Below are 23,753 nucleotides of genomic sequence, written 5' to 3'. Positions count from 1 at the left end.
GGAGCAAGTCATGTCAGATCCCATCGTCATCGTTTCCGTCGCCCGCACGCCCATGGGCGGCATGCTGGGCAACCTGTCCGGCCTGGCCGCGCACGAGCTGGGCTCGGTCGCCATCAAGGCCGCGGTCGAACGCGCCGGCATCAAGCCGGAGCAGGTCGACGAAGTCATCATGGGCAACGTGCTGCAAGCTGGCCAAGGCCAGGCGCCCGCCCGCCAGGCGGCGCTGGGCGCCGGGCTGCCGTTGGGCGTCGCGTGCACCACCATCCACAAGGTTTGCGGCTCCGGCCTGAAGGCCGCGATGTTCGGCCATGACCTGCTGGCTTCGGGCAGCGCCGAGATCGTCGTGGCCGGCGGCCAGGAAAGCATGAGCAACGCGCCCTACCTGCTGCTCAAGGGCCGCCAGGGCTACCGCTACGGCCACAACACCGTGTACGACCACATGGCGCTGGACGGCCTGGAAGACGCGTACGACAAGGGCAAGGCCATGGGCGTCTTCGCCGAAGATTGCGCCTCCAAGTATTCGTTCACGCGCGAACAGCAGGACGAATTCTCGCTGGAATCGCTGCGCCGCGCGCGCGCCGCTTCTGAAGATGGCAGCTTCAAGTGGGAAATCGCCCCCGTCACCGTCGCCGGCCGCAAGGGCGACACCGTGATCGATACCGACGAAGCGCCCACCAAGGCCATGCCGGAAAAGATCCCGACGCTCAAGCCCGCTTTCAAGAAAGACGGCACCGTCACCGCCGCGAACTCGTCGTCGATCTCCGACGGCGCCGCCGCCATGGTGCTGATGCGCGCGTCCACCGCCGAAAAGCTCGGCGTCAAACCGCTGGCCCGCATCGTCGCGCACTCGCAGCATTCGCAGGAACCCAACTGGTTCACCACCGCCCCCGTCGGCGCGCTGAAGAACCTGTTCAAGAAGACCGGCTGGACGGCCGAGGACGTGGACCTGTACGAAATCAACGAAGCCTTCGCGGTGGTCACCATGGCCGCCATGACCGACTTCAAGCTCCCGCATGACAAGGTCAACATCCACGGCGGCGCCACCGCGCTGGGCCACCCGATCGGCGCTTCGGGCGCGCGCCTGATGGCCACCCTTATCGGCGCACTGCGCAAGACCGGCGGCAAGCGCGGCGTGGCCACGCTGTGCATCGGCGGCGGCGAAGCCGTCGCGATGGCCATCGAAATGGTCTAAGCGGCTGCCTGCTTGGGGCGCAGGCTTTGTCCGTCCCTCAAGCAGGATTCCGCTGCGCCTTTCTGGCAGGGCAATCACCGCGACGGGTCGGTCGCGGGCCAGGCAGGAAAGGCGCAACGAAATCCTGATTTTCCAAATCGACAAGAATGCCCGGCCCACCGGGCAGCGAGACAACCCGCTCTTTTTCGAGCGCCTTCAAATTCCAATCAAGCAGGACGGGTGGTACCCCATGCCCATCATCGAATCCCGCATCAATCCGCGGTCGCAGGACTACATCGACAACGCCAGCGCCATGCAGGCGCAACTGGACGATCTGAACCAGCAGCTGGCGCAGACGGCCTTGGGCGGCAGCGAATCCGCCCGCGCCAAGCACACCGCGCGCGGCAAGCTCTTGCCGCGTGACCGCGTGGAGAACCTGATCGATCCGGGCACCCCGTTCCTGGAACTGTCGCCGATGGCGGCGCATGGCATGTACGACGGCGACGCGCCCGGCGCGGGCGTCATCACCGGCATCGGCCGCGTGTCCGGCACCGAGTGCGTCATCGTCTGCAACGACGCCACGGTCAAGGGCGGCACCTACTATCCGATGACCGTCAAAAAGCACCTGCGCGCGCAGGAGATCGCCGCGCAGAACCATCTGCCCTGCGTGTATCTGGTGGATTCGGGCGGCGCCAACCTGCCGCAACAAGACGAGGTCTTTCCCGACCGCGAACACTTCGGCCGCATCTTCTACAACCAGGCGCAGATGTCGGCGCAGGGCATCGCGCAGATCGCGGTGGTGATGGGCTCTTGCACCGCCGGCGGCGCGTACGTGCCCGCCATGAGCGACGAATCCATCATCGTGCGCAACCAGGGCACCATCTTTCTGGGCGGCCCGCCGCTGGTCAAGGCCGCCACCGGCGAAGAAGTCAGCGCCGAAGACCTGGGCGGCGGCGACGTGCACACGCGCCTGTCGGGCGTGGTCGACCACCTGGCCGCCAACGACATGCACGCGCTGCAACTGGCGCGCAATGCGGTTGCGCGCCTGAACCGCAAGAAGCCCCAGCCGCTGGCCACCATCCCCGTGCGCGAGCCGCGCTTCGATCCCAGCGAACTGAACGGCATCATTCCCGCCGACACCCGCAAGCCCTACGACGTGCGCGAAGTCATCGCGCGCATCGTCGACGGATCCGAGTTCGACGAATTCAAAGCGCGCTTCGGCCCCACGCTGGTCACCGGCTTTGCGCACATCCACGGCATGCCCGTCGGCATCGTCGCCAACAACGGCATCCTGTTCTCCGAGTCCGCGCAAAAAGGCGCGCACTTCATCGAACTGTGCGCGCAGCGCAAGATCCCGCTGGTGTTCCTGCAGAACATCACCGGCTTCATGGTTGGCCGCAAATACGAAAACGAAGGCATCGCGCGCCACGGCGCCAAGATGGTGACGGCCGTGGCCACCGCCAATGTGCCCAAGTTCACCGTCCTGATCGGAGGTTCGTTCGGCGCCGGCAACTATGGCATGTGCGGCCGCGCCTATTCGCCGCGCATGCTCTTCATGTGGCCCAACGCCCGCATCTCGGTCATGGGCGGCGAGCAGGCCGCCAGCGTGCTGGCGACTGTGAAGCGCGACGGCATCGAAGCGCGCGGCGGGCAATGGTCGGCGGACGAAGAAAATGCGTTCAAGGCCCCGATCCGCGAACAGTACGAGCGTGAAGGCCATCCGTACTACGCCACCGCAAGATTGTGGGACGACGGCATCATCGCCCCGGCCGACACGCGCCGCGTGTTGGGACTGGCGTTGTCTGCGGCGTTGAACGCGCCTATTGAAGACACCAAGTTCGGCGTGTTCCGAATGTAGGTCGCACGCTTAGACCGAACCCCACTTCTACGCGCTTCGCGCCCTTTCCGAACACTTCAGCTTGGATAACGCAATGTTCGATACTGTGCTGATTGCCAACCGCGGCGAAATCGCCTGCCGCGTCGCCGCCACCGCGCGCCGCATGGGACTGCGCACCGTCGCCGTCTATTCCGACGCGGACGCCAACGCCCGCCACGTCGCCGCGTGCGACCAGGCCGTCTACATCGGCGGCTCCGAGCCGCGCGCCAGCTACCTGCGCGCCGACGCCATCCTGCAAGCCGCGCGCGATACCGGCGCCGGCGCCATCCACCCCGGCTACGGCTTCCTGTCGGAAAACGAAGCCTTCGCCCAGGCCGCGCAGGACGCCGGCATCGCCTTCGTCGGCCCGCCGGCATCGGCCATCGCCGCCATGGGCAGCAAGTCCGCCGCCAAGACCCTCATGGAAAAAGCCGGCGTGCCGCTCGTGCCCGGCTACCACGGCGACAACCAGGATCCGCAGTTCCTCAAATCGCAGGCCGACGGCATCGGCTATCCCGTGCTCATCAAGGCCAGCGCGGGCGGCGGCGGCAAGGGCATGCGCATCGTCGAATCGTCCGGCGCATTCCTTGATGCACTGGCCTCGTGCCAGCGCGAAGCCGCCTCCAGCTTCGGCGATGACCGCGTACTGATCGAACGCTACCTGCAAAAGCCGCGCCACATCGAAATCCAGGTGTTCGCCGACACGCACGGCAACTGCGTCTACCTCTTCGAGCGCGACTGCTCCGTGCAGCGCCGCCACCAGAAAGTCATCGAAGAAGCGCCCGCCCCCGGCATGACCGAAGAACGCCGCCGCGCCATGGGCGAAGCCGCCGTCGCCGCCGCGCGCGCCGTCGGCTACGTGGGCGCCGGCACGGTGGAATTCATCGCCGAGCCCGACGGCCGCTTCTACTTCATGGAAATGAACACGCGCCTGCAGGTCGAGCACCCGGTCACCGAAATGATCACCGGCCACGACCTCGTCGAATGGCAACTGCGCGTCGCCGCCGGCCAGCCGCTTCCTGCACGCCAGGAAGACCTGCGCATCAATGGCCACGCCATCGAAGCCCGCATCTACGCCGAGAACCCCGAGAAGGGCTTTCTGCCGTCCATCGGCACGCTCGCCTACCTGGGCCTGCCGCCGCACACCGCCTTTGCCAACGGCGACATCCGCGTCGACGGCGGCGTGCGCATGGGCGACACCATCACCCCGTTCTACGACCCGATGATCGCCAAGCTCATCGTGCACGGCGCCGACCGCGACCAGGCCCGTGCCCGCATGCTGCAAGCCTTGGCGCAGACGCAGGCCGTGGGCGTGCAGACCAACGTCGCGTTCCTGTCCCGTTTGATGAAGGACAGCGCGTTCGCCGCCGCCGACCTGGACACAGGCCTCATCGAACGCCAACGCGCCACGCTGCTGCCCGACCCGCAACCCGCCGACGCCGACGCACTGGCGCTGGCCACCGCTGCCGTGCTGGTGCGCCAAGGCCTCGCACAGCCGGGCGCGCAAGGCGCGGGCAAAGGCCCCGCCGACCCGTGGGACGCGCGCGACGGCTGGCGCTTGGGCGGTCAATACCGGCGCCCACTGCAATGGACCGACAACGGCGAAGCCCGTCACGTCACCGTCGCCCGTCAAGGCGGTGCCTGGACGCTGGACACCGGCGACGGCGCACGCCCCTTCCTGTGGCGCTCGCACGCCAGCGCCAATCCCAACCTGGCCTACGGCCTGCGCATCACCCTGCAAGGCCACGAGAGCGCCGGCACGGTCGTCCTGCACGGCGACCGCGCCTACGTCTTCCGCGAAGACGGCTCGCACGTCCTGGAGCTGTATGACGCGCTGACGCACTCGCAGGACACGCAGGGGGAACACGGCGCGGGTCTGGCCGCGCCCATGCCGGGCAAGATCATCTCGATCTCGGTCAAGGCCGGCGACAAGGTCGAGAAGGGCCAGCCGCTGCTTGTGATGGAAGCGATGAAGATGGAGCACACCATTTCTGCCACCGCCGACGGTACGGTGGGCGAAGTGTTCTACGGGGTGGGGGATCAGGTGACGGAAGGCGCCGAGCTGGTGTCGATCGAGTAACGGCGGTTTGGGTTTGGCTGGCGGCTCCCGGCGGTTTCGCTCGGAGCCGCTTTGTTTTTGGGGGCACGCCGGTTTAGCTATCCGTCAGCGCCCCGCGCCTAGAATCGGCTCTTCCCCCGCGCCACGCCCACCATGTCCGCCGACACGCCCAGTCCGCTTTCCCGTCCGCCGTTCCTGCATTTCCTCTGCGGCCGCGTCGCCGCGTCACTGGCGTTCCAGATCGTCTCCGTCGCCGTGGGCTGGCAGATCTATGCGCTCTCCGGCAGCGCGCTCGACCTGGGCCTCATCGGCCTTGCCCAATTCCTGCCCATGGCCGCGCTCACGCTCGTCGTCGGCCACGTCGCCGACCGCTACGACCGCCGCAAGATCGTCGCCCTCTGCATGGCGCTCGAAGCCCTGGCCACGCTGGTCCTCGCCATCGCCGCGCTGCACGGCGTCGGCGGCAAGACGCTCATCTACGCCACCATCATCATCATGAGCTCGGCCCGCGCCTTCGAAGCGCCGACGCTTTCCACGCTCATCCCCGCCGTCGTCCCGCGCGAATGGCTCCCACGCGCCACCGCGCTGTCCTCATCCGGCGGCCAGATCGCGCAGATAGCCGGCCCCGCGCTCGGCGGCGTTGGATACAGCCTCGGGGCAGGGTGGATCTACTGCGTCGCCGCCGCGTTGTATCTGACGGCCTTCATCGCCATAGCCACGCTCGTCATCGAACGCGCGCCGCCGCGCAAGGAACCGACCACCTGGCGCACGCTGTTCGGCGGCATCACCTTCATCTTCCAGCGCCGGTTGCTGCTGGGCACGCTGTCGCTGGATCTGTTTGCAGTGCTGCTGGGCGGGGCGACGGCGCTGCTGCCGATCTTTGCGAAGGACATTCTCAATGCGGGGCCTTGGGCACTTGGCGCATTGCGCGCTGCGCCGGCTTGCGGTGCGGCATTGATGTCGTTGACGCTGGCGCGCCTGAGCCTCGGTGAGAACGTTGGCCGGCTGTTGTTCGGCTCGCTCATCGTATTCGGCCTGGCGACCACGGCGTTCGGGCTGTCGACCTCAATTCCTGTGTCGATCGCCGCGCTGGTCGTGCTGGGCGCAGCGGACGCGGTCAGCGTTGTCGTGCGGTCATCGCTGGTGCAGTTGAATACGCCGGATCACATGCTGGGGCGAGTCAGCGCGGTGAACACCTTGTTTGTCGGTGCGTCGAACCAGCTTGGGGAATTTGAGTCCGGGCTCACCGCGCAATTGTTCGGTGCGGTGCCCGCCGTGGTGATTGGCGGGGTGGGGACGATTGCCGTGGCGGCGCTGTGGATGCGGTGGTTTCCGGAACTGAGGCGGCTTCGGACGTTGAATGGGAATGAGGTGGCGCAGGGCTGAGATTCACGGCAGTGCTGTGCATACAGCCGACCGCCCTGGGCGAATCTTAGGCCGGAGAACTTCCCCGCTGAGATGCAACGGTCGCTGCCGACGCCAAGCGGTCGTTCAGCTTTCACATCTCATCAGTAGACAGCTTCGAATACAGCACGAAGTCACCTGGCGCTCCTCGAACCATCCGGTAAGAGCGCAGAAGTCCCTCGCGGCGAAAGTGACAACGCTTGAGAACGCTCTCGGACCGCGCGTTGGTGTGCAGGACCGTAGCCTGTACACGGTTAAAGCCGTATGTTGAGAAGGCCCATCGGGTAACCGCGTCACATACGGCGCTCGCGACGCCTAAGCCCCAATGTGACGGGGCGACGTCGTAAGCGATCTCGGCAGTTTTGTTGGCGCTTGATATCGTGTGAAAGCCGATTGTCCCGACTAGCCGATCATCAAGCCTGTCGACGATAGCTAGCCGTCGGTCCGAATCGGCAGAGGTCGAATCGAACAAGTCGAACAAGCGGGAAAGGTCTCTGACCGAATCCAGATTCCAGCTCGTATGCTGGAACACCTCCGGCAAGGAAAGATATGAATACCACTCGTCCGCGTCGGATCGATCTAGCTGCCGTAGCACGACCGCCGGGTGGCCAGCGTTTGGGGCCTCCGTGATTCGCATCAATCGCTCCCTTGTTGAGTCTTACCGCCTGTAATTAACACCAGAAGATTTAATGCAACGATAGAGCCTTAGATGGAGCGCCTTGCGACCTACAAAGGGCGATTTCCAATCCAAGCGGAAAAGCGCAAGAGGTAGCCATCAGGGTCTTGCACTAAAAACTGCTGCACGCCGATCTCGACTTCTCCGCTTCTGTACCATCGCTCCTCGGGCTCCCGGTAGAAAGGCCAAGCGGCATCCCGTAACGTCCTGCTCAGAGCGTCGATCGACTTCACCTTGATCTCGAAATTCACACCACGACCCAGCGGTGCTTCAAGCGGTGCCGTGATCCAGCCGTCGTCGCCGCGGACCTCTTCGAGCATGAACTGTGCACCCTCGCGGTCAAGGAAAACAAACCCCTCTTCTTCGCGCTGATAGACGACCTCGAAGCCGCACAAGTCGATCCAGAATTGCCGACTACGCGCGAGGTCTTTAACCATCAGCTCAGGGACCATGCGTGCTCGGTACGATTTATCTTCCATCGTCTCTCCTTTTTTATTAGTGCCGTGATATCGCCGTTGATTCCGATAGACCATGGAAGTCCGCGATTGCGGATCATCGCGAAGCAGTCCCAAACCAGTATTCAAAGCTGACGAACGTATAGCATCACATTTCGGTCGTAGTGATGCGCTTCGCACTCGAAGTTAAATCCAGATCTTTCCAGAAGTCGCTGCGACCGGAGGTTGGACGGCCATACGACGGCGACTAACTCTTCCAGGAGCAGATGGCGTTTCGCATAGCGGCAGACTTCCCGGAGCGCGTCCAGCGCTAGCCCCTTACCCCAGTGCGCGCGTGCCAATCGGTAGGCCACCTGTATGCGCGTGGTCTCGGCCAGAGGCGTGAGGCTGATCCAACCGGCCGCGCTGCCGGCGCATGTGATGGCCCAATGACCTAGCTCTCCTTGGTCTGCCGCAATGTACGCGAGCAACGCTTCGCGTCGTTCTGCAGTCGGCAGGATCAGGCCCGTACTGTGCTGCATCACTTCGGCGTCCGCTTCCAGCGCCAAAATAACGTCCACGTCAATTGCGACCAATCTCCGCAATATCATCTGTGAAATCCTTTTGCCGACAGTGTTTCGCAGGATAGCGCAGGTCGATGCAAATCGGCCCGCGCTCAGTAACGCCCCCCTTCGTCATTGGGCGTCATGCCGGCGCCGACTTCCTACTTCCTCATCTCAAACCGATTCGCCGCCCCAGCCGCCGGTTCGAAGTAATACTTGGGCTCCCGATAAACCAGCTCCTTCAACGCGGCATCCAGCTTCGGCAGCTGGAAACTGGCAGCACTAGGCGCCTTCCGAAAATCCTCGATGCTGGCAGGCAGCCGCTCCAGCGTCAACGACGCCAGCAAACACACCCATTCCCGCGCCAACACTCCGCAAGAATCCTTGACCATGACCGGCTGATCGTCCGGCATCTTGTACCCATCCATCAGCACCACATCGCCCGCTTTCAGCGTGATCGTGGCCAACGGCGTAAAGAGCAGTTCCGTGTCAACGCCGGCGACGGGCAACATCTCTGCCTCGCGGTTGTGGAACGCGCGCTTGGCCCCTTCCACCCACCGATACTCCCGCGCCGCCTCATTGCAGCCGTCCCCGATGCGCAACGTGACCTCGCAGCCTGCGCCCAGCCCGTCCTCGCTTGGCGTGATCGGCGTCCAAGGCCCATCCTTCTTGAAGTCGATATCCGGCGTCTCGGTCAGCGTCGCCATGCCGAGGTCTTTCTGATAGTCCATCGACTTTGCACGCGCGTCCGAGTCCGGCAACGCCGTACGCGGCTGGTGGTAGGTAATGCGACTGAGCCGGTACTCGCCGGGCCACACCGGGATCACTTGATACGCCAATGCGCCGCGCGTCGTCTGGAACAGCGGGCCCGTGTCCGAGAAATCAAACTTGTGCTTGCCTTGCCCCACGGTCATCGCGAAGCCCTTCTCGGTCTTGTGCTGCCAATGCAGGAGCGTGCTGCGCTGACGAGTGAATTGATCCCGCGTGTCCGCATCGTCGAAGTTGCGCGGTGGTCCCGCATCGAAATTGACGGTCGGGATCACCACGATCGCCATGTCCTTGCGGGCTTGGTCGAACAGCTTGTCGGTGTTCTCAAGATGCCGCTTCCACATGGCTGCCGCCTCGGCTTGGTTTGCTTCATCGTTTGGCGACTGTGCCCAGGCGGCGACCGGGGCGGACAGGGCGGACACGCATACAAGGGCAAGCACGCGGCGAGACAGCATCATCGGTCTTCGTTCCTTTATGAGTTTGGTTGTTGAGCCTATCGGCGTCTGCCGCCCCTGCGGCTGAACAAGGCCCCGGGGCGAAGACACCAGGGCATGATATCGCGGCGAACATTCACGCGATGGGACGAGCGGCATCTGCTTCCTGATCACGTCGCGGGATACCCCCGTCACTCGCCGGTGGCGGGCCATGTACCTGCCTCGTAGACGGCCCGCCCGCCTCGGCGGCACCGCTCAGAGTAGACTGGCAGCCTTCTTCAACATTCCGAGTCCACATCCATGCTCGTCAAAGCCCTGCGTGTCGGCCTGGGTCAAATCATTGTCCTGGGCGACGCACTGACCCGTCCGCGTCCGCAGAAGCGCTCGCCGCAAGGCCAGGCCGCCGTCAACGCGGACGCGGCCGCGCTCTCGCTGTATCAATTCCAGGCCTGCCCCTTCTGCGTGAAGACACGCCGCGCCATGCACCGGCTCAACGTGCCGGTCGCGCTAAAGGATGCCAAGCATGATCCCGACGCGCGCGCCGCATTGCAGGCGGGCGGCGGCAAGGTGAAGGTGCCGTGCCTGCGCATCGAAGACGCCGAGGGCACGCGCTGGATGTACGAGTCCAACGACATCATCGCGTACCTGGAAAAGCGGTTTGCCAACGTCGCCTGAGATTGAGCCGCACGATCATGATGCCTGCCGTGATTCGGATGACCATTGCGCTATGCGCCACCAGCCTGCTCGCCGCATGCGAACCGTCGCTGCCGCCCCCGCCGGCCGGATCCAAACTCACTGCCGAAACCATCGCCACGCGTGAAGCGCCGCCCGAACATCAGTTCAAGGGCGTGCTTGCGGGAAAGCCCATTCATCTGCTTGCGCATAACTGCAAGGTGTATCGGGTCGATCCCGCTGAAGGCGAGAACGTGAGCTGGACGTTGGTGCTGGAGGGCGATTTCTATCCGTTGCCGACGTCTTGCTTGCGTCAGTCGCTTACGGAAGAGAAGGGCGGCGTCACGGCGTTCATTGGCCGGCAGGCGCTTGGGGCGGGGGGATGCTGCACGGGCACGCCGGAGTATCGGACGAAGGATGGGGTGACGTGGAATCCGAATTGAATCCGTGTCACCCCGGCGCTTGGGTCACATGGGCCATGAAGATTGCATCGCATGGCCCCTTTCCCGATTCAGCGTGCTGACACCGAACGCCCCCGCGTCATCGACTCCAACACGCCATCCCGCCGCACCCAGCCATGAAACAACGCTGCGGCCAGATGCAGCAGCACCGTCGCGAACAGCAGAAAGGCCAGATAGCGATGCGCACCCCGTAGCCAACTGAACAACCCCGCATCCGCAGGCGCAATCGGCGGCAACTGCCAACCGGCCGCCACGACCGGATAACCCCCCGCCGACAGCATCGCCCAGCCAATCAGCGGCATCGCGAACATCAGCGCGTACAGCAGCACGTGCGAGGCCAGCGCCGCATGACGTTGCCAGGCCGGCAGATCCGCTGGCAACGCAGGCGCGCCCTTGAACACACGCCTGGCCAGACGGATGCACACCAGCGCCAGCAGCGCCAGGCCCAACGGCTTATGAATCTGCACCAGCCACTGATGCCGCTCGGACACCGACGCCACCATGCCCACGCCGATGAACAGCATCGCGAGTATGCCGGCCGCCATCGACCAATGCAGCGCGCGTGCGAATAGGCTGAACGTGGCGGGCAGGCGTCGGGTTTGATAGGACTGCATGTTCATTGGGCGCGCTCCGGTTGGGTCGAATGGGATGACGCAGCGGCGGCCTGAGGCGGTCCTTCGCCCGTGCGGCGTTCATAAGAGGCCGCATAGGCCGCGGAACGCGCCGCCAGCAGCGGGTCGTCGGACACGGCGATGCCTTGCGGCAACACGGTCGGGTCGTAGTTCACGTCGCGGCAAGGGCCGTCGCTTTGCGGGGCGCTGCTGGTGATCACCACGGTGCCGGCATCAATGGTCGGCCGGTCCGCCGGCCACTGGCGGGTTGCGTCGCTGGTGGGATCGCCGGGCTGGCCCAGCGTAAGCAGCAGACGCCAGCGCAACGGCCCTTGCGTCAGGCGCTGTTGCAGGTCGGTTTGCAGGTAGTCCGCATCGTGTCCCGGCTGCGCCACAGGCGCCGCCGCCGCGTCCACCGGCGCCAACTGCCAGCGCACCGGCTGCCGCTTTCCGTTGCCATCGACCAGGTAGAACGCATTCAGGCCGTAATAGTCTTCGGTCGCGTAGCTGGCCGACGGATTGGCGGTCTTGGCCCACGCGCGGAATGCGCCCGTTTCCGGATGCGCCGCGAAAAACGCCTGCATGCGCTGCGGATCGGGCTTGCCCGTCTTGGGGTCGGGCCGACCGGCCAGCTGCTGATCGTAGAACGCCTGCGGCGTCGACAGCGGAAACACCGGCATGCTGTTCATGCCGGTTCGCCATTGCTCGCCGTTGGCGGACGTGAACATCAAGGCAAAGCTACGGATCGGGACGCTTGAGTCCGACGCATAAGGGTTACCGCCGGGCAGCGCCAATCGTCCGATTACCGGCGTGCTGCCCGAGGCGAACACCGCAGCCGTGGATAAATCGTGCGCCGCGCCGCTGCTTTCAAAGCGGCCGATCACACAGACGCCTTTGGCGTGATTGCGGCGAAAGCCCTCGTGGATGCCGCTGTTGGCTTCCAGGGCGTTCACGATGCGGTCGGGGGTCAACCGGTGCGGGTCGAGCCAGCCACCCACGTAGGCGAACGCGGCGCCGGAGGCGAGCACGATGGCGCCGATGGCGGTGAGGCGAAGAAGGGTTTGCGGGGTGGTGAGCGGCCGGGGCTTCTGGGGCCGTTTTTCCGGCGACTGGCCGCCTTGTTGGCGGGCACCCGACGGTTGACGATTCGGCGGCAGGCGGCCCGGCGGCTGGCTTCCCGGTGGCGTTTGACCCGGCGGCGGGCCGTTACGGTCAGATCCTTGTTGCATAAGGCTCCTTGCCCATGGGGCGATGAATACCCCTGTAGGACGCCACGCAAAAAAAGTTATTCCCCGATGGAATAAACCCGCCGGAGCGGCGTCTTACTGCATTGACCTGTAAGCTGGTTGCGCAGGCCTGTCCCAGGAACCCGCCATGATTCAACCGGTCCACGTGCCACCCGACGCGCCGGCATCCCCCGACGACGAGATGCCAGCGGAAGAACTCTCCGACGCCGTGCTGCGCCAACTACTGCCGCGCCTGCGGCGTTTTGCGCTGCGCCTCACGCGCGATGCGGTCGCGGCCGACGACCTGGTGCAATCCACCTTGGAAAGAGCGCTCACCCGCTGGCGCGGCCGCCGTCCGCAAGGCGACGTGCGCGCGTGGCTCTTCACCATCCTGTACCGCCAATTCCTGGACGCCCAACGCCGCTCGCGCCGCTATGCGCGGCTGCTGTCATGGTTTGCCGCGTCCGACGCCGCCGCGCCGTCGGCCGAACGCGAGGTCATCGCGCGATCTTCCCTGGATGTCTTCGAACGCCTGCCCGAGGCGCAGCGCACGCTGCTGTGGCTCGTCAGCGTGGAAGGCATGAGCTACAAGGCCGTCGCCGATGTTTTAGACGTGCCGCTAGGCACCGTCATGTCGCGCCTGTCCCGCGCGCGGAGTGCCTTGCGCGAATTGCATGAGGGGCAGGCCGGCGAGGCTCGTCTGAGGATATTGAAATGAAAGAACGCTCTATCGATGATCTGACGCGTAATGCGTATGTGGATGGGCAGTTGGATCCGTCACAGTTGCAGGAGTTGCAGGCGTATTTGCGGGCACATCCTGATGAGGCGCAGGAGTTGGAGGCTTGGCGACGGGATGCGCAGCGGCTGCGGGAAGGGGCTGGCGGGGACAGTTTGCCGGGTAATCCTGCGTTGGATCCTGCTGCGGTGCGTGCGGGGTTAAGAGTTCGCACGCGGCGGCGGATGGTGATGGCGGCTAGTCTCGTTGTGGCGGTGGCGATTGGCGGCGTTACGGGATGGAGTGTTCGGGATACGGCCTTGGCGAATCGGGTGTTGCCGATGCAGGACGCGATGCAGGCTTATCGGTTGTTCGCGTCAGCGGATGCGCCGCAGCCGGATGTTCGGGCCGATGCGGGTGATTTGCAGGGGTGGTTGGATGCGTATTTTGCTCATGCGGAGCGGTTGCCTAATTTGAGCGATAGCGGGTTTAGGCCTGTTGCTGCGCGTTTGTTGGCTACTGATCAGGGGCCGGCGGCGCTTGTTATTTATGAGAACGCGGGGCAGCGCGCTACGTTTTATATCCGGCCGCCTGGGCCGGGGGGACAGTTTCTGGCGCGGGGGAGCCGGAGGGATGGGGAGCTGCTGGCGCGGTATTGGTCGGGGCAGGGGTACAACTATGCGTTGGTGACGGCGGGGGATGGGCGCGGTCAGAACATGCAAGTAGGTGAATCGTGACGCCTGGGAGATATTGACGCGCCAGATCGCGCACGTCTTCCTCGAAATCTAACGGCTCGGGCCTGTCGCACATCACGGCAGGTCCGAGCCGTTTCTCGCGCTTATTGAATTGACGCCGGCGCGTCGTGCGTGGGGTCGGCGTAATCGGCGTCTTGTGCGCACGCTCGTGCAGTTTCCAGCATGGCTTCGGTCATAACGCCCATGTGCTCACACAAGCCTTCCACGCCGCCCAACAATGCGGTCACGGTCCACGCATCCAGCGGCTCCGCTCCGGTCGCGTCTGGTTCGGAGGCGCTGTTGCCTACGAGACGAGCAATTGACGCGATGGCGCAGCGGGCGCGGTCGATGTTGTAGACGTGGGATAGACGCACCGAGCCTAGATCGGGATTAGAGTCAACGGACCAGGGGTTTTCAGTGAGGGGATGAGATTGCATGGATTTCCTCCGACGATGCGGGAATCCCGCTGCTCCACTTCCAAATGGGGCGGGCGGGCACAGGACAAGGTTGGAAGACCGGATCGTCGGAACCGGCGTACGACTAGCGCACCCCTGCCAAGGCCCGCCCATTGGGCGTGCGAAGGCGTGCTGACTTGGAAGTCAACACCGACGAATCTACCGGCTTCCAACCCGGGCTACCGTTCGTGGCGGTAGTCGGGGGAGTATACGGTTAGCGGCGGCGGTATCGGTCATCTGGGGCCAAATTGATCACGCAGGAAACGCCTGTAAGCATCCTACTACTCTCATAGCAATTCCTGAATTTCAGCCACATCAGTGTCTTCTTGGCGCGTCTGAGAACTAAACGCCCAACGGCGAACAAGGTGCAGGTGCCGTCCATCCTGACAATCCGCGAGGCGTGGTAGAAAACGGGTAAACGTCGATAAAGGAAAAGGTCTACTCCCCGCTTAGAAGGTGGCACAGCGACGTTTCACTTATATCCAATGATGGCCGTAACGCCAACGTACGACGCATTTGTGTGGCAGTGTCGCACAATGCAAGTAACGCGCGATCGAAATAACCCTTCATTTCTTTATTGTCCGGTGTGAACACCGCAACATAATTTGATATTGTTCTCTGGAACGGTGAAGTTCTCCTCGCCCACTCGTTTGGTCACTCGGCTTCAATAACAGGGGACAAGTCGCTAAAAAAAGCCACCCGATTGATTAAGTCATTCTAGCAAAGTTAATTGCACGACAACCAGCGAAGAACCGCACAGTGGAAATCCGAAATTAGATTCTTAACATACCCGAACAAAGCTTGCACAGTAGCCTCTTGAGGAAGGGCAACTAGCCCACCGTGCGAAATATCATTACGGCGACTGAGCAATTCATCCAACCGGCCAAAATTTAACGAATTCAGGTCGAGTCCGATAATCTCAGCATTTGCTTCTACGACTGCGCGATTTATGTTGGAATGCGTCATGACAAGATCTTCAAACCTCTGAGCTGGGACAGGTTTGGAATGCCATATAGCCATATCCCTGGAAAAATCGGCCAACGCCTTGAATTTTCCCATATTTAGCTTCTTGCTAATATCAGTTCCGGGATTCATTGCATTTAGAAGGTTTTGAAGAAACCCCGTCACAAAGCCCTCTTTTTGCAGCCAGAGGGCAACATAGGAAGCGTCACATCTATTCGCTTTTCTGCTTTGACTATGCAGGCGCTTTAGACAAATAGACATCGTCATCTTAAAGTACGCTTCCCAGGCGGAATAAATGACAGGAATTGCCATCAAATATAAAAACCCGTCTTTCGCCGCATTGTTAACGACACACCGCCCCTCAAACTCTGCCAACATATCTGTGTAGCGTTGCTTTGCATCTACCAGCTCGGCACGTGCGGCGGCCTTAGTTAGCGTTCTTTTTTCCATAAAACTAGGCTTTAAACCATTTGGCACCTAGGGCCACTCGCCCCAACATCTTTCTCCGAGTGTTGGATCCTGCACCTACGAACTCCTCCATCAGAGGACTCTTGTGCATAGCCACAATTCTCTTTTGAAGATTCTGTACGCCTCCCTTTTTTAAAGTCGATATATTTTTATACACCCCGCAGCCAATGATATCGAACAAATTAGAGCTGAAGGCCCCTGAAAATTTTCCGTTCTTGAAAAAGCGGAAGGCCTCCCCTTTTGGATACGCCGCGTAAATTAAATCAAACGTATCAACCACGCGCCTCTTCACTTTTTCGTCAACAACCACATCTCCCACCGCGGCGGAATACATAAACCTATCCAAAAACGCATCGATTCTGTTTGTCGAAGGACTGGTTAAGGAAAATGCTAACAGCCGAAGCACATTCTCCTGCCCCCGCATCTCTTTCTTGTCATTGACGGAAAGGCTCATTGCCTTAAGCACAGGATCCGTATTCGCTACCGCCTTAAGCCAATTCGCAAATGTCGAGTCGGTCAACCGAGCAGAGCAATTTCGCATTTCTTGGTCGGACAGAATAGAGCCGGCCCTATTCAGGCGCATAAAAACATTAAAGCGTGCGACTTCGCTCGATTCTCGCTTTAACAATATGACGTTAATTCGCGCGTAACGAATGGTTCGGACCAACAACTCCGGCAACGTATCTGCACTATAACCGTCAAGATCCGGCAATATCGGTCCAGCAGTAAGCACAGACGCTACTCGCAAGTTATTGACCGTCTCCTCTGGAGGAAACCCCTCCTCCTCAGAAGACATATCTTCAGCCGTTCCATCAAATATTTCGGCCGAGAAAAAGCGAATTATCGTACTAAATCTTTGCAAACCATCGATTACTTCGAAAGTCCCATCCTTTAATTCCGACATAAACAATGGAGGTGTAGGGATATTCAAAAGCAAACTTTCAATGTATTCGGTCTGCTGTTCTGCCGCCCATCGGAATCCGCGCTGGTAGTCAGGATCGATTCTTACCTGCTTACTTTTATATTGATTGAGCAGTTCATTCCACGTAGGCGTAAAACTGTCCGCTACAACGTTGTGGCGTTCGTGCTCAACGCGTTTGAGAAGAGTTGTCATGGTCGGATCAGGTAGTTGTGAATTACAAGGGCGGCAACGCTACACAATACAATATCTTACAACCGCATACCGGTAAAGCGTCTACGAGTGGGCGCACCCATGGCATATCAGGATCGCAACCTAACCGCGTCTATGCTATTCTCGCGCGTGGCGTTTAGCTTCGGCACGCGGGTACGGGCAAATTGAGGATTTGATGTGAAGCAAACTGGTAATAACTCTGCGACAAGTGCGGATGAGGCGACGATAGACGTCGTTGAAGAAATAGTTGAAGAGCGCGAGTACAGCAGCCATGCAGAGCAAGTTCTTGAAAGCGCGCCTCCCGCAGAGAGAGTCGATGGTCTGAACTCGTCGTTGCTAAACGCATTCGCTAAGGCCATCATCTATCGGGAAGTTCCGTTCATCGTTTTCGGCGATCTAACTGCGGAAGAACTAGCAACCGCATTCGTGCAGTACCCCGTTATTATTAAGCCAACGTTGTCTTGCGTGAACGTCGCGCAGAGAGCGATAAAGCGAGACCTGGGGTTCGATTTCGACACTTACTCCACAAAAATCTCGCAAAAGTACGCCCTGCTTATTGCTGGATATATAAAGCCCCTTTTGCCTCCGTCTATTGCAATTCCCGCTCTCGTGGAACTTGACCGGTATTTCTGGACGGACAAAGAAATGCGGGCGCGCAAGGGGAATTGGGAAAAAATTATCACCGATGCGATCAACGAAATTTCGATCAAATCATTTCGCAAAAGAAAATTCGTTTGCGACGGGCAAGAATTTGAAATAGATGCGGCTCACCCTACATCGGGCGCCCATATTGAAATCGCTATAGATGTAAAGCGTATTGAGTCTCAGCGCGATGTCCACAAAAGGGCAGACGAAATAATTAACAAAGCATCAAAATTCAAGAAAGCTTACCCCGAAGGGAAGTTCATCGCGATAGTTTATTTCCCGTTTCCAAATCAACATTTAAATGTTCAAAGCAGGTTACAAAGCGAAAACATAGATGAGATGTTTTTTGCTGGAGAAACTGCGTCTTCAGTTGCAAACGCTATCGACTTGCTACTGGGAAAACTAGGCCTAAAAAAAAAAAGCTGACTAAATCAATTGAGATTATTCCTCAAGACCTGCCTTCAGAATATAACCAAAAGATTCTGAAGAGCGCAAAGCGAACGACGAGAGAGCGCAAGGGCGTTCACAATTGGCACGCCTACTATGCGGGCTACTCTGAAGCATTTGTGGAGAGCGCACTGACCTACTTGGGTGCGACTGCCGATTCTCTAGTACTTGACCCTTGGGGGGGAAGCGGAACGACCGGCTTGGTAGCCTCTAAGGTTGGCGTTCCATCTTTGTGTTTGGATATAAATCCCGCGATGGCGACCTTCGCCGCGTCGAAATCGCACCTTGTTTTGCTGCACGAGGCGGAAGTACTGGAATTCTTTAACGACATGGCGCAAGGAATAGTTGCCCCCATGGGGGTTGATTATCATGAAGGCGATCCATTAGGTGAAGTTTTTTCCCGAGAGAGTGTACGAATTATCCACGGCGTTATCGAAGCGATCCCCTTCCCTGCGCATACAAATTCGGATAAGAGCGACTTCGCCCGTTTTCGCTCCGCTGTACGATACCCTGACAATCTAATCGATCCAATTTATGGGTTCACCTTGGCGGTGCTCTTTGTCGCGTTAAGGCAAATTTCTGGCGCGCAAAGCGCCGCAAATCCCACATGGTTGAAATCTGGCCGAAAGGGAATCGAACTGCAAGCCGATTCGTTTCTTAGGGACCTTAGTCGCACGGCGCAAAATATGTTGGCTGACCTGCGGGACTTTTTTAGACACCACCCAGCACCAGCAACCAATCTGTCACTTTCTGCTGACACCCGCAACCTTCCTCTAAATGATAATTCTGTTGATTTAATAATTACCTCCCCGCCCTACTTGACCAGAATTGATTACGCGGTATCAACCAATCCCGAACTCAGTCTATTTGGTAACCCCCAGCTATTGCATTATCTTCGACACAATACCATGGGCGCTCCAGTTATAACAAAAGCGCCGAAGCAACAACGCGAAGAATGGGGGGATATGTGCAACCGAGTTCTCAACCTGATCTCTGAGCATCCTACTAAGGCAGCGCGATCCTATTACTGGAAGAACATAATTCAATATTTCATGGATATGGATTTGGCGCTGGATGAACTTAAACGTGTGCTGAAGCCGGGAGGACAGGCACTAATTGTGGTTCAGAGCTCCTACTTTAAAGATGTGGAAATCCCACTCGGTGAAATATATAGAGAGATGGGAGGAATGAAAGGCTTCAATTCGGAGATAGTTTTTCGAGAGAGCGTTAAAGGTCACATGGCACACGTAAACACCAAGTCAAGCGTTTACGTGAAGAACAAAATTTATTACGAAGATTTTGTGCATTTTTCTAAGACATGATTGGTTCAACATAAATTTCGAAGAAAGTCTGGGCGGCCGAGTTCTAAACTACTGCAAGCCGGCAGCCTCGTGAGCTGCTACGCAAGAAAACGTGGCCAAACTAGTGAGGGCCCAGACTGTCCATTACACGTTTAGCGGCTAAGAAATATCAATTGAGCACGCACGGAGCGCCAAATTGGAAGAGCGCTCGCGATGTGCTGCCGGATTGGCAATGTGGTAACAGGGGTCCAGAAACGCGCAACGACAAGAGGGATAGGAATTTGGCGCCGCATCCAGCGCGACCAGCATTTTTCGCGCGTAGGCGGGCTCCAAAGTACACCACCGGCAGCATCGGATCCAGCGGCCGGTTCTGCCAAGCCCGCACCTCTTCCATGACTTCATCGGTCACCGAGCTGATGAACTCCGGCGACACATCGGCGCCGTATTGCTCGTTCAGAAATGCCCGGATCTCGCGCACGCTCATGCCTCGGGTGTATATCGCGATGATCTTGTCATCGAACCCCGTAAAAGGCCGGGCGTGCTTGGGGATTAGGATCGGGGCAAAGCTGCCGTCCCGATCACGCGGGATATCGAGCTTTAACGGTCCGTCATCGGTCAGTACCGTCTTGCTGCTCTTGCCTTTGCGCTGGTTGCTGGACGCCTGAGGACGGGCCTGTCCAGCCCATATCCCAGGTGCTAACCCAGCTCGGCGCCCAGCGCGCGTTTGATCAGCGCCTTATTCCACAGCATGAATGTGTCCTGGACCGCCTCAGCCGTCATCGGCCCAGTTACAAGTTCATCCTGCAACTGCTCAGCACTGGCCGGCAGCGCCGGCTTGCTGGACTGCTTCGCGGACTTCGGGTTGCGTGCCATGGTCGGTCTCCTTGAAAACCATCATAGGCCTCCACACAAAAATCCGGACACTCCCGGACACTCCCTTTAAAACGCCTCGCACACAATAATACGGACAGGCTTGGCATCCCCGACCCGCCTAGCCACCCACACCGTCGCCCCCCCACACCCGGCATCCTCCACCACATGCCGCACCACCTCAAACCCACTCCCCCTCAACAACTCCCGATACTCCGCCCCCTCCAAACTCCCGTGATACAGCGGCCTGCCTTCAAACTCCCCAATCGCCTCACCCAACCCCGGCCCGCTTGTAAACATCAACACCGCCCCCGGCGCAGCCAACCGCCCAAACTCCCCAACCATCCCCCGCTGATCCTCTGGCGACAAATGAAAAAAGCTATGCCAAGCGATCAACCCATCAAACGGCCCCGCAACCGGCATCTTGCGCATATCCCCAGCAACCCACTGATGCTCCGGAAACGCCGCCTTCGCCCGATTCAATAACGGCACCGACGTATCCACACCCGTAACCCGACACCCACGCTCAATCAGATACTGAGCAATCGGCACCCCAAACCCACACCCAATATCCAACACGCGCGGATTCGCCCCAGACAGCAGCGCCAGAAACGCATCCAACCACGCGCGCTCGATCAGCCCAGTCCCACGCAGCCGCACAAACGCGTCGGCATGATCCCGATAGATCGACACCACGTCATCAGCAGGCGACTTGGACATCTTCAAACTCCCGTAACCGCGACCAGAAAACCCAGACCCTTGGCGAGCGAATCAACCGCAAACGCCCGAGTCCCCATGGAAGCACTCCCAAGCCTCCGCCTCAATATCCTCGATCACCACCCCATCCTCACCCGCGATGGTGAACTGCTCCTGGCTATCTCCAATACTCGCCGCCCCATCCAACCCCAGCAGCAGCGAATACATCGTGTCCCGCAGCGCCAGATCCAAAACGCCACGCACGCCCTCAAGCTGCGCCGCTGTCAACCCCAACCCCCGCACCTTGGCCGCGACTGCACTCCCGCCGTCCGCCGCCATGAACGTCTCCAACAGCTCACCGCGCAGCGCATTCCAGTTGCCGACAAATTCCTTCGCGTTCATTCGATTCCCTTGATGTGTCCCAACCCGCGGCCGCATACCCAATCCCAACCGCGATCCGATCAACCCAAAAAACAGGGGCCGCATAATCGCGGCCCCTGCATTCACTACTTTTTAAAACCTCATCAAGCCTTACGCACCTGCGCAATCAGCGCATCCAGTTGCTTCAGCATCGAATCCACTTCCTCGGCCGTCACATTCAGCGCGGGCATGAAGCGCAGCAAATTCGGACGCGGGGCATTCAGCAGCAACCCTTCCGGCGCCTGATTACGCGCGGCCTCGACAATCGCCGGACCATCATCGCGATCCATCACCAGCGCGCGCAGCAGGCCCATGCCGCGTTCGCCCTTCATGCCGTACTTGGCCGAGATGGCCAGCAGGCCTTCGGACAGTTGCTTGGCGCGGGCGTTGACCGCGTCCATGAAGCCCGGCGCGACCAGCGCGTCGAAGACGGCGACGCCGACGGCGGTGGTCAGGGGGTTGCCGTTGTAGGTGCCGCCTTGGTCGCCGTGCTGGAACACGCTGACTTCCTGACGGGCCAGCAGGGCGGCCAGCGGCACGCCGCCGCCGATGCCCTTGGCCAGCGTCATGATGTCGGGGACGACGTCAAAGTGCTGGTAGGCGAACATCTTGCCGGTGCGGCCCATGCCGGTCTGGACTTCGTCGACGATCAGCAGCAGTTGGTTTTCATCGGCCAGCTTGCGCAGGCCTTGCATGAATTCCTTGGTGGCGGGCAGCACGCCGCCTTCGCCTTGGACGGGTTCCAGCATGATGGCGACGGTCTTGTCGTCGATCAGCTTGCGCACGGATTCCAGGTCGTTCAGTTCGGCCTTGGGGAAGCCTTCGACCTGCGGGGCGAACATCTTGTCCCAGCCCGGCTTGCCCGATGCGGACATGGTGGCCAGGGTGCGGCCGTGGAAGCCGTGGTTCATGGTGATGATCTTGTAGGCGCCGTTCTTCTTGACCTGGCCCCACTTGCGCGCGAGCTTGATGGCGCCTTCGTTGGCTTCGCCGCCGCTGTTGGCGAAGAAGACGCGGTCAAAGTCGGACGCGCCGGTCAGGCGCTGGGCCAGCTCGATCGAGGGGATGTTGTAGAACGCCGGCGACGGGTTCATCAGCTTTTGCGACTGTTCGACCAGCGCGCGCTGCATTTCGGGCGCGGAGTGGCCCAGGGTGTTCACCGCCCAGCCCTGCACGAAGTCCAGATATCGCTTGCCCGCGTGATCCTCCAGCCAGGATCCCTTGCCGCTGACGAACACGAGGTCCGGGCGGGAGGTGATCTCCATGAGGGTGTTGACGTTGAACTGGCTGAATTCCATGGCGGTTCCTGCGGGATGTAAGGACAGGGGATGAAGGGAATTTCGGGGAACTTCCCCGGGGGACGCGCGAAAAGGCAAATGTAGCACCGACGGGGGGATGCTATCGTGACGCTACCCCTCCGATCTGCCCCGGGCCGGCCTCATAAGGGCTGCCAGCGCGGGCACTCTATTTTATGCAGGCGATGCGCTCCTCGCGCGCCGTCCGCCGTCGCTTTTTACTGACCAATCATGAAACGTATTCTTTCCAGTCTTGCCGCCGGCCTGGCGTTGGCCGCCGCCATAACGCCCGCTCACGCGGAATTTCCCGACCGTCCCATCCGTCTGATCGTGCCGTTCCCGCCGGGGCAGGCGACGGACATCTTTGCGCGCGCGCTGGCCGAGAAGCTGGGCGCTGCGGTCAAGCAGCCGATCGTGGTGGAGAACCGCGCGGGCGCGGGCAGCAATATCGGCATGGAGCAGGCCACGCGCGCGGCGCCGGACGGCTACACGCTGGTGATCGCGGGTAGCGCGGCGGCGGTGAACCAGACGCTCTATAAGAACATCAACTACAGCCTGACCAAGGATTTCGCGCCGGTGTCGGGCGTGTTCTCGGTGCCGCTGATGTTCCTGGCGACGCCGGCGTCGGGCATTACGTCGCTGCAGCAACTGGTGACGCAGGCGCGCGCCAATCCCGGCGAACTGGCGTATGCCAGCGCAGGTATTGGCGGCACGCAGCATTTGTCGGCCGAGATGTTCAAGGCGGCGGCGAATATCGACATTCGCCACATTCCGTACAAGGGCAGTGGCCCGGCGCAGGCGGATTTTCTGGGGCACCAGGTGCCGCTGATGGTGGACTCAGTGACGGCGGGTCTGCCGCACGTGCAAAGCAAGAAGGCCGTGGCGTTGGCGGTGACGACGGCCAAGCGGTTGCCGCAGTTGCCAAATGTGCCGACGGTGGCGGAGTCGGGTTACCCGGGGTTTGAGGCGATTGGCTGGGCGGCGGTGTTGGCGCCGAAGGACACGCCTGCGGAGATCACCAACGCGCTCAGCAAGCAGATCGGGCAGGTGTTGAATACGCCGGAGATGCAGAAGTTCTTCCGGGATCGCGGGGCCGAACCGATGCCGCTGACGCCTGAGGCGACGGGGACGTTTATTGCCTCGGAAGTGGATAAGTGGGGCAAGGCGGTCAAGCAGTCGGGCGCGCAGGTGGATTGAGCGCGATTGGCGACAGCCGTCGATACAAGCCGCCCTTGAATCAGGGGCGGCTTTTTTGTT

The 23,753-nt window shown here is 60.7% G+C and carries 23 protein-coding genes and 1 pseudogene; 11 read left to right on the top strand and 13 right to left on the bottom strand.

The features are described 5' to 3' along the window. Positions 1–10 precede the first annotated feature (10 nt). The 4 genes from ASD87_RS25455 (at position 11) to ASD87_RS25440 (ending at position 6,492) form a co-directional block, all read left to right on the top strand. Positions 11–1,192 carry an acetyl-CoA C-acetyltransferase gene (locus ASD87_RS25455; protein WP_056327728.1) on the top strand — a complete coding sequence of 394 codons (1,182 nt, stop codon included), beginning with the start codon at positions 11–13 and terminating at the stop codon, positions 1,190–1,192. A 229-nt stretch (positions 1,193–1,421) separates the two neighbouring features. After that, positions 1,422–3,029, top strand: a complete 1,608-nt coding sequence (locus ASD87_RS25450; protein ID WP_056327727.1) for a carboxyl transferase domain-containing protein — start codon at positions 1,422–1,424, stop codon at positions 3,027–3,029. Between the two features lie 73 nt (positions 3,030–3,102). Further along, positions 3,103–5,127, top strand: coding sequence for an acetyl/propionyl/methylcrotonyl-CoA carboxylase subunit alpha (locus ASD87_RS25445; RefSeq protein ID WP_056327726.1), 2,025 nt, complete (start codon positions 3,103–3,105; stop codon positions 5,125–5,127). Positions 5,128–5,259: 132 nt separating this feature from the next. Continuing rightward, the gene (locus ASD87_RS25440) at positions 5,260–6,492 is read left to right on the top strand and encodes an MFS transporter (RefSeq protein WP_056327725.1); all 1,233 of its coding nucleotides are present in this window, start codon (positions 5,260–5,262) and stop codon (positions 6,490–6,492) included. A 112-nt stretch (positions 6,493–6,604) separates the two neighbouring features. Here the strand turns inward: ASD87_RS25440 and ASD87_RS25435 are convergent, their stop codons facing one another. The 4 genes from ASD87_RS25435 to ASD87_RS25420 all read right to left on the bottom strand — a co-directional run bounded on the left by ASD87_RS25435 (position 6,605) and on the right by ASD87_RS25420 (position 9,409). Continuing rightward, a complete protein-coding gene (locus tag ASD87_RS25435; RefSeq protein ID WP_056327724.1) occupies positions 6,605–7,147 on the bottom strand; it encodes a GNAT family N-acetyltransferase in 543 nt (180 codons plus the stop codon). 89 nt (positions 7,148–7,236) lie between these two features. Continuing rightward, entirely contained in the window at positions 7,237–7,665 is a 429-nt protein-coding gene (locus tag ASD87_RS25430; protein WP_082586430.1) for a VOC family protein, read from the bottom strand. A gap of 101 nt (positions 7,666–7,766) precedes the next feature. Next, the gene (locus tag ASD87_RS25425; RefSeq protein WP_056327722.1) at positions 7,767–8,231 is read right to left on the bottom strand and encodes a GNAT family N-acetyltransferase; all 465 of its coding nucleotides are present in this window, start codon (positions 8,229–8,231) and stop codon (positions 7,767–7,769) included. A 113-nt stretch (positions 8,232–8,344) separates the two neighbouring features. Beyond that, entirely contained in the window at positions 8,345–9,409 is a 1,065-nt protein-coding gene (locus ASD87_RS25420) for a hypothetical protein (protein ID WP_056327721.1), read from the bottom strand. Positions 9,410–9,685: 276 nt separating this feature from the next. Between ASD87_RS25420 and ASD87_RS25415 the strand changes: the two genes are divergently transcribed. Both ASD87_RS25415 and ASD87_RS25410 read left to right on the top strand, forming a co-directional pair. Then, entirely contained in the window at positions 9,686–10,060 is a 375-nt protein-coding gene (locus ASD87_RS25415) for a glutaredoxin (protein ID WP_056327720.1), read from the top strand. Positions 10,061–10,077: 17 nt separating this feature from the next. Further along, positions 10,078–10,500 (top strand): hypothetical protein, encoded by a 423-nt coding sequence (locus tag ASD87_RS25410; protein WP_056327787.1) that lies wholly within the window; start codon positions 10,078–10,080, stop codon positions 10,498–10,500. 68 nt (positions 10,501–10,568) lie between these two features. On the opposite strand, the gene ASD87_RS25405 is transcribed toward ASD87_RS25410, so the two are convergent. Both ASD87_RS25405 and ASD87_RS25400 read right to left on the bottom strand, forming a co-directional pair. Further along, a complete protein-coding gene (locus ASD87_RS25405) occupies positions 10,569–11,132 on the bottom strand; it encodes a cytochrome b (protein WP_142055884.1) in 564 nt (187 codons plus the stop codon). A gap of 2 nt (positions 11,133–11,134) precedes the next feature. Further along, entirely contained in the window at positions 11,135–12,286 is a 1,152-nt protein-coding gene (locus ASD87_RS25400) for a catalase family peroxidase (protein WP_369818601.1), read from the bottom strand. Between the two features lie 271 nt (positions 12,287–12,557). Here ASD87_RS25400 and ASD87_RS25395 point away from each other — a divergent pair, with 271 nt between their 5' ends. Both ASD87_RS25395 and ASD87_RS25390 read left to right on the top strand, forming a co-directional pair. After that, complete coding sequence (locus tag ASD87_RS25395) at positions 12,558–13,073, top strand: sigma-70 family RNA polymerase sigma factor (RefSeq protein ID WP_056327785.1); 516 nt, start codon at positions 12,558–12,560, stop codon at positions 13,071–13,073. Then, on the top strand, positions 13,070–13,807 hold the full coding sequence (locus tag ASD87_RS25390; protein WP_056327718.1) for an anti-sigma factor: 738 nt from the start codon (positions 13,070–13,072) through the stop codon (positions 13,805–13,807). The genes ASD87_RS25395 and ASD87_RS25390 overlap by 4 nt, the downstream gene beginning before the upstream one ends. Before the next feature lie 101 nt (positions 13,808–13,908). Here the strand turns inward: ASD87_RS25390 and ASD87_RS25385 are convergent, their stop codons facing one another. The 3 genes from ASD87_RS25385 to ASD87_RS26790 form a co-directional block, all read right to left on the bottom strand. Next, positions 13,909–14,241, bottom strand: coding sequence for a hypothetical protein (locus tag ASD87_RS25385; RefSeq protein WP_056327717.1), 333 nt, complete (start codon positions 14,239–14,241; stop codon positions 13,909–13,911). 744 nt (positions 14,242–14,985) lie between these two features. Next, positions 14,986–15,672 (bottom strand): MAE_28990/MAE_18760 family HEPN-like nuclease, encoded by a 687-nt coding sequence (locus tag ASD87_RS27055; protein ID WP_156403512.1) that lies wholly within the window; start codon positions 15,670–15,672, stop codon positions 14,986–14,988. Positions 15,673–15,676: 4 nt separating this feature from the next. Then, entirely contained in the window at positions 15,677–16,804 is a 1,128-nt protein-coding gene (locus ASD87_RS26790; RefSeq protein WP_082586427.1) for a DUF262 domain-containing protein, read from the bottom strand. A 195-nt stretch (positions 16,805–16,999) separates the two neighbouring features. Here ASD87_RS26790 and ASD87_RS27050 point away from each other — a divergent pair, with 195 nt between their 5' ends. Together ASD87_RS27050 and ASD87_RS27045 are read left to right on the top strand one after the other, a co-directional pair. Further along, positions 17,000–17,893 (top strand): hypothetical protein, encoded by an 894-nt coding sequence (locus ASD87_RS27050; protein WP_156403511.1) that lies wholly within the window; start codon positions 17,000–17,002, stop codon positions 17,891–17,893. 275 nt (positions 17,894–18,168) lie between these two features. Further along, a complete protein-coding gene (locus ASD87_RS27045; RefSeq protein WP_156403510.1) occupies positions 18,169–19,236 on the top strand; it encodes a hypothetical protein in 1,068 nt (355 codons plus the stop codon). Between the two features lie 289 nt (positions 19,237–19,525). On the opposite strand, the pseudogene ASD87_RS26785 reads toward ASD87_RS27045, so the two are convergent. The 4 genes and pseudogenes from ASD87_RS26785 to ASD87_RS25360 form a co-directional block, all read right to left on the bottom strand. Beyond that, a pseudogene (locus tag ASD87_RS26785) lies at positions 19,526–20,088 on the bottom strand (transposase); the annotation flags it as partial. Between the two features lie 66 nt (positions 20,089–20,154). Then, positions 20,155–20,805: a class I SAM-dependent methyltransferase gene (locus tag ASD87_RS25370; RefSeq protein WP_056327715.1), complete on the bottom strand. Its 651-nt coding sequence runs from the start codon at positions 20,803–20,805 to the stop codon at positions 20,155–20,157. Between the two features lie 51 nt (positions 20,806–20,856). After that, entirely contained in the window at positions 20,857–21,183 is a 327-nt protein-coding gene (locus ASD87_RS25365) for a hypothetical protein (RefSeq protein ID WP_056327714.1), read from the bottom strand. Between the two features lie 122 nt (positions 21,184–21,305). Next, positions 21,306–22,499, bottom strand: a complete 1,194-nt coding sequence (locus ASD87_RS25360; protein WP_056327713.1) for an acetylornithine transaminase — start codon at positions 22,497–22,499, stop codon at positions 21,306–21,308. Positions 22,500–22,727: 228 nt separating this feature from the next. Here ASD87_RS25360 and ASD87_RS25355 point away from each other — a divergent pair, with 228 nt between their 5' ends. Beyond that, positions 22,728–23,693 carry a tripartite tricarboxylate transporter substrate binding protein gene (locus ASD87_RS25355; RefSeq protein WP_056327712.1) on the top strand — a complete coding sequence of 322 codons (966 nt, stop codon included), beginning with the start codon at positions 22,728–22,730 and terminating at the stop codon, positions 23,691–23,693. Positions 23,694–23,753: the final 60 nt, after the last annotated feature.

Source organism: Achromobacter sp. Root170, from assembly GCF_001428165.1.
GTDB classification, from domain to species: Bacteria; Pseudomonadota; Gammaproteobacteria; order Burkholderiales; family Burkholderiaceae_B; genus Achromobacter; species Achromobacter mucicolens.
The sequence above is the reverse complement of the archived record's forward strand: the minus strand, read 5'-3'. Positions and strand labels throughout refer to the sequence as shown.

Excerpts from the sequence above, each read along its gene's own strand:
- ASD87_RS25425 (WP_056327722.1), bottom strand. The coding sequence starts at position 8,231 with ATGATATTGCGGAGATTGGTCGCAATTGACGTGGACGTTATTTTGGCG.
- ASD87_RS25360 (WP_056327713.1), bottom strand. The coding sequence starts at position 22,499 with ATGGAATTCAGCCAGTTCAACGTCAACACCCTCATGGAGATCACCTCC.
- ASD87_RS25430 (WP_082586430.1), bottom strand. The coding sequence starts at position 7,665 with ATGGAAGATAAATCGTACCGAGCACGCATGGTCCCTGAGCTGATGGTT.
- ASD87_RS26790 (WP_082586427.1), bottom strand. The coding sequence starts at position 16,804 with ATGACAACTCTTCTCAAACGCGTTGAGCACGAACGCCACAACGTTGTA.
- ASD87_RS25355 (WP_056327712.1), top strand. The coding sequence starts at position 22,728 with ATGAAACGTATTCTTTCCAGTCTTGCCGCCGGCCTGGCGTTGGCCGCC.
- ASD87_RS25440 (WP_056327725.1), top strand. The coding sequence starts at position 5,260 with ATGTCCGCCGACACGCCCAGTCCGCTTTCCCGTCCGCCGTTCCTGCAT.
- ASD87_RS25410 (WP_056327787.1), top strand. The coding sequence starts at position 10,078 with ATGATGCCTGCCGTGATTCGGATGACCATTGCGCTATGCGCCACCAGC.
- ASD87_RS25370 (WP_056327715.1), bottom strand. The coding sequence starts at position 20,805 with ATGTCCAAGTCGCCTGCTGATGACGTGGTGTCGATCTATCGGGATCAT.
- ASD87_RS25365 (WP_056327714.1), bottom strand. The coding sequence starts at position 21,183 with ATGAACGCGAAGGAATTTGTCGGCAACTGGAATGCGCTGCGCGGTGAG.
- ASD87_RS25450 (WP_056327727.1), top strand. The coding sequence starts at position 1,422 with ATGCCCATCATCGAATCCCGCATCAATCCGCGGTCGCAGGACTACATC.
- ASD87_RS25435 (WP_056327724.1), bottom strand. The coding sequence starts at position 7,147 with ATGCGAATCACGGAGGCCCCAAACGCTGGCCACCCGGCGGTCGTGCTA.
- ASD87_RS25395 (WP_056327785.1), top strand. The coding sequence starts at position 12,558 with ATGCCAGCGGAAGAACTCTCCGACGCCGTGCTGCGCCAACTACTGCCG.
- ASD87_RS25415 (WP_056327720.1), top strand. The coding sequence starts at position 9,686 with ATGCTCGTCAAAGCCCTGCGTGTCGGCCTGGGTCAAATCATTGTCCTG.
- ASD87_RS25455 (WP_056327728.1), top strand. The coding sequence starts at position 11 with ATGTCAGATCCCATCGTCATCGTTTCCGTCGCCCGCACGCCCATGGGC.
- ASD87_RS27055 (WP_156403512.1), bottom strand. The coding sequence starts at position 15,672 with ATGGAAAAAAGAACGCTAACTAAGGCCGCCGCACGTGCCGAGCTGGTA.
- ASD87_RS25390 (WP_056327718.1), top strand. The coding sequence starts at position 13,070 with ATGAAAGAACGCTCTATCGATGATCTGACGCGTAATGCGTATGTGGAT.
- ASD87_RS27045 (WP_156403510.1), top strand. The coding sequence starts at position 18,169 with ATGGCGACCTTCGCCGCGTCGAAATCGCACCTTGTTTTGCTGCACGAG.
- ASD87_RS25385 (WP_056327717.1), bottom strand. The coding sequence starts at position 14,241 with ATGCAATCTCATCCCCTCACTGAAAACCCCTGGTCCGTTGACTCTAAT.
- ASD87_RS25405 (WP_142055884.1), bottom strand. The coding sequence starts at position 11,132 with ATGCAGTCCTATCAAACCCGACGCCTGCCCGCCACGTTCAGCCTATTC.
- ASD87_RS25420 (WP_056327721.1), bottom strand. The coding sequence starts at position 9,409 with ATGATGCTGTCTCGCCGCGTGCTTGCCCTTGTATGCGTGTCCGCCCTG.
- ASD87_RS25445 (WP_056327726.1), top strand. The coding sequence starts at position 3,103 with ATGTTCGATACTGTGCTGATTGCCAACCGCGGCGAAATCGCCTGCCGC.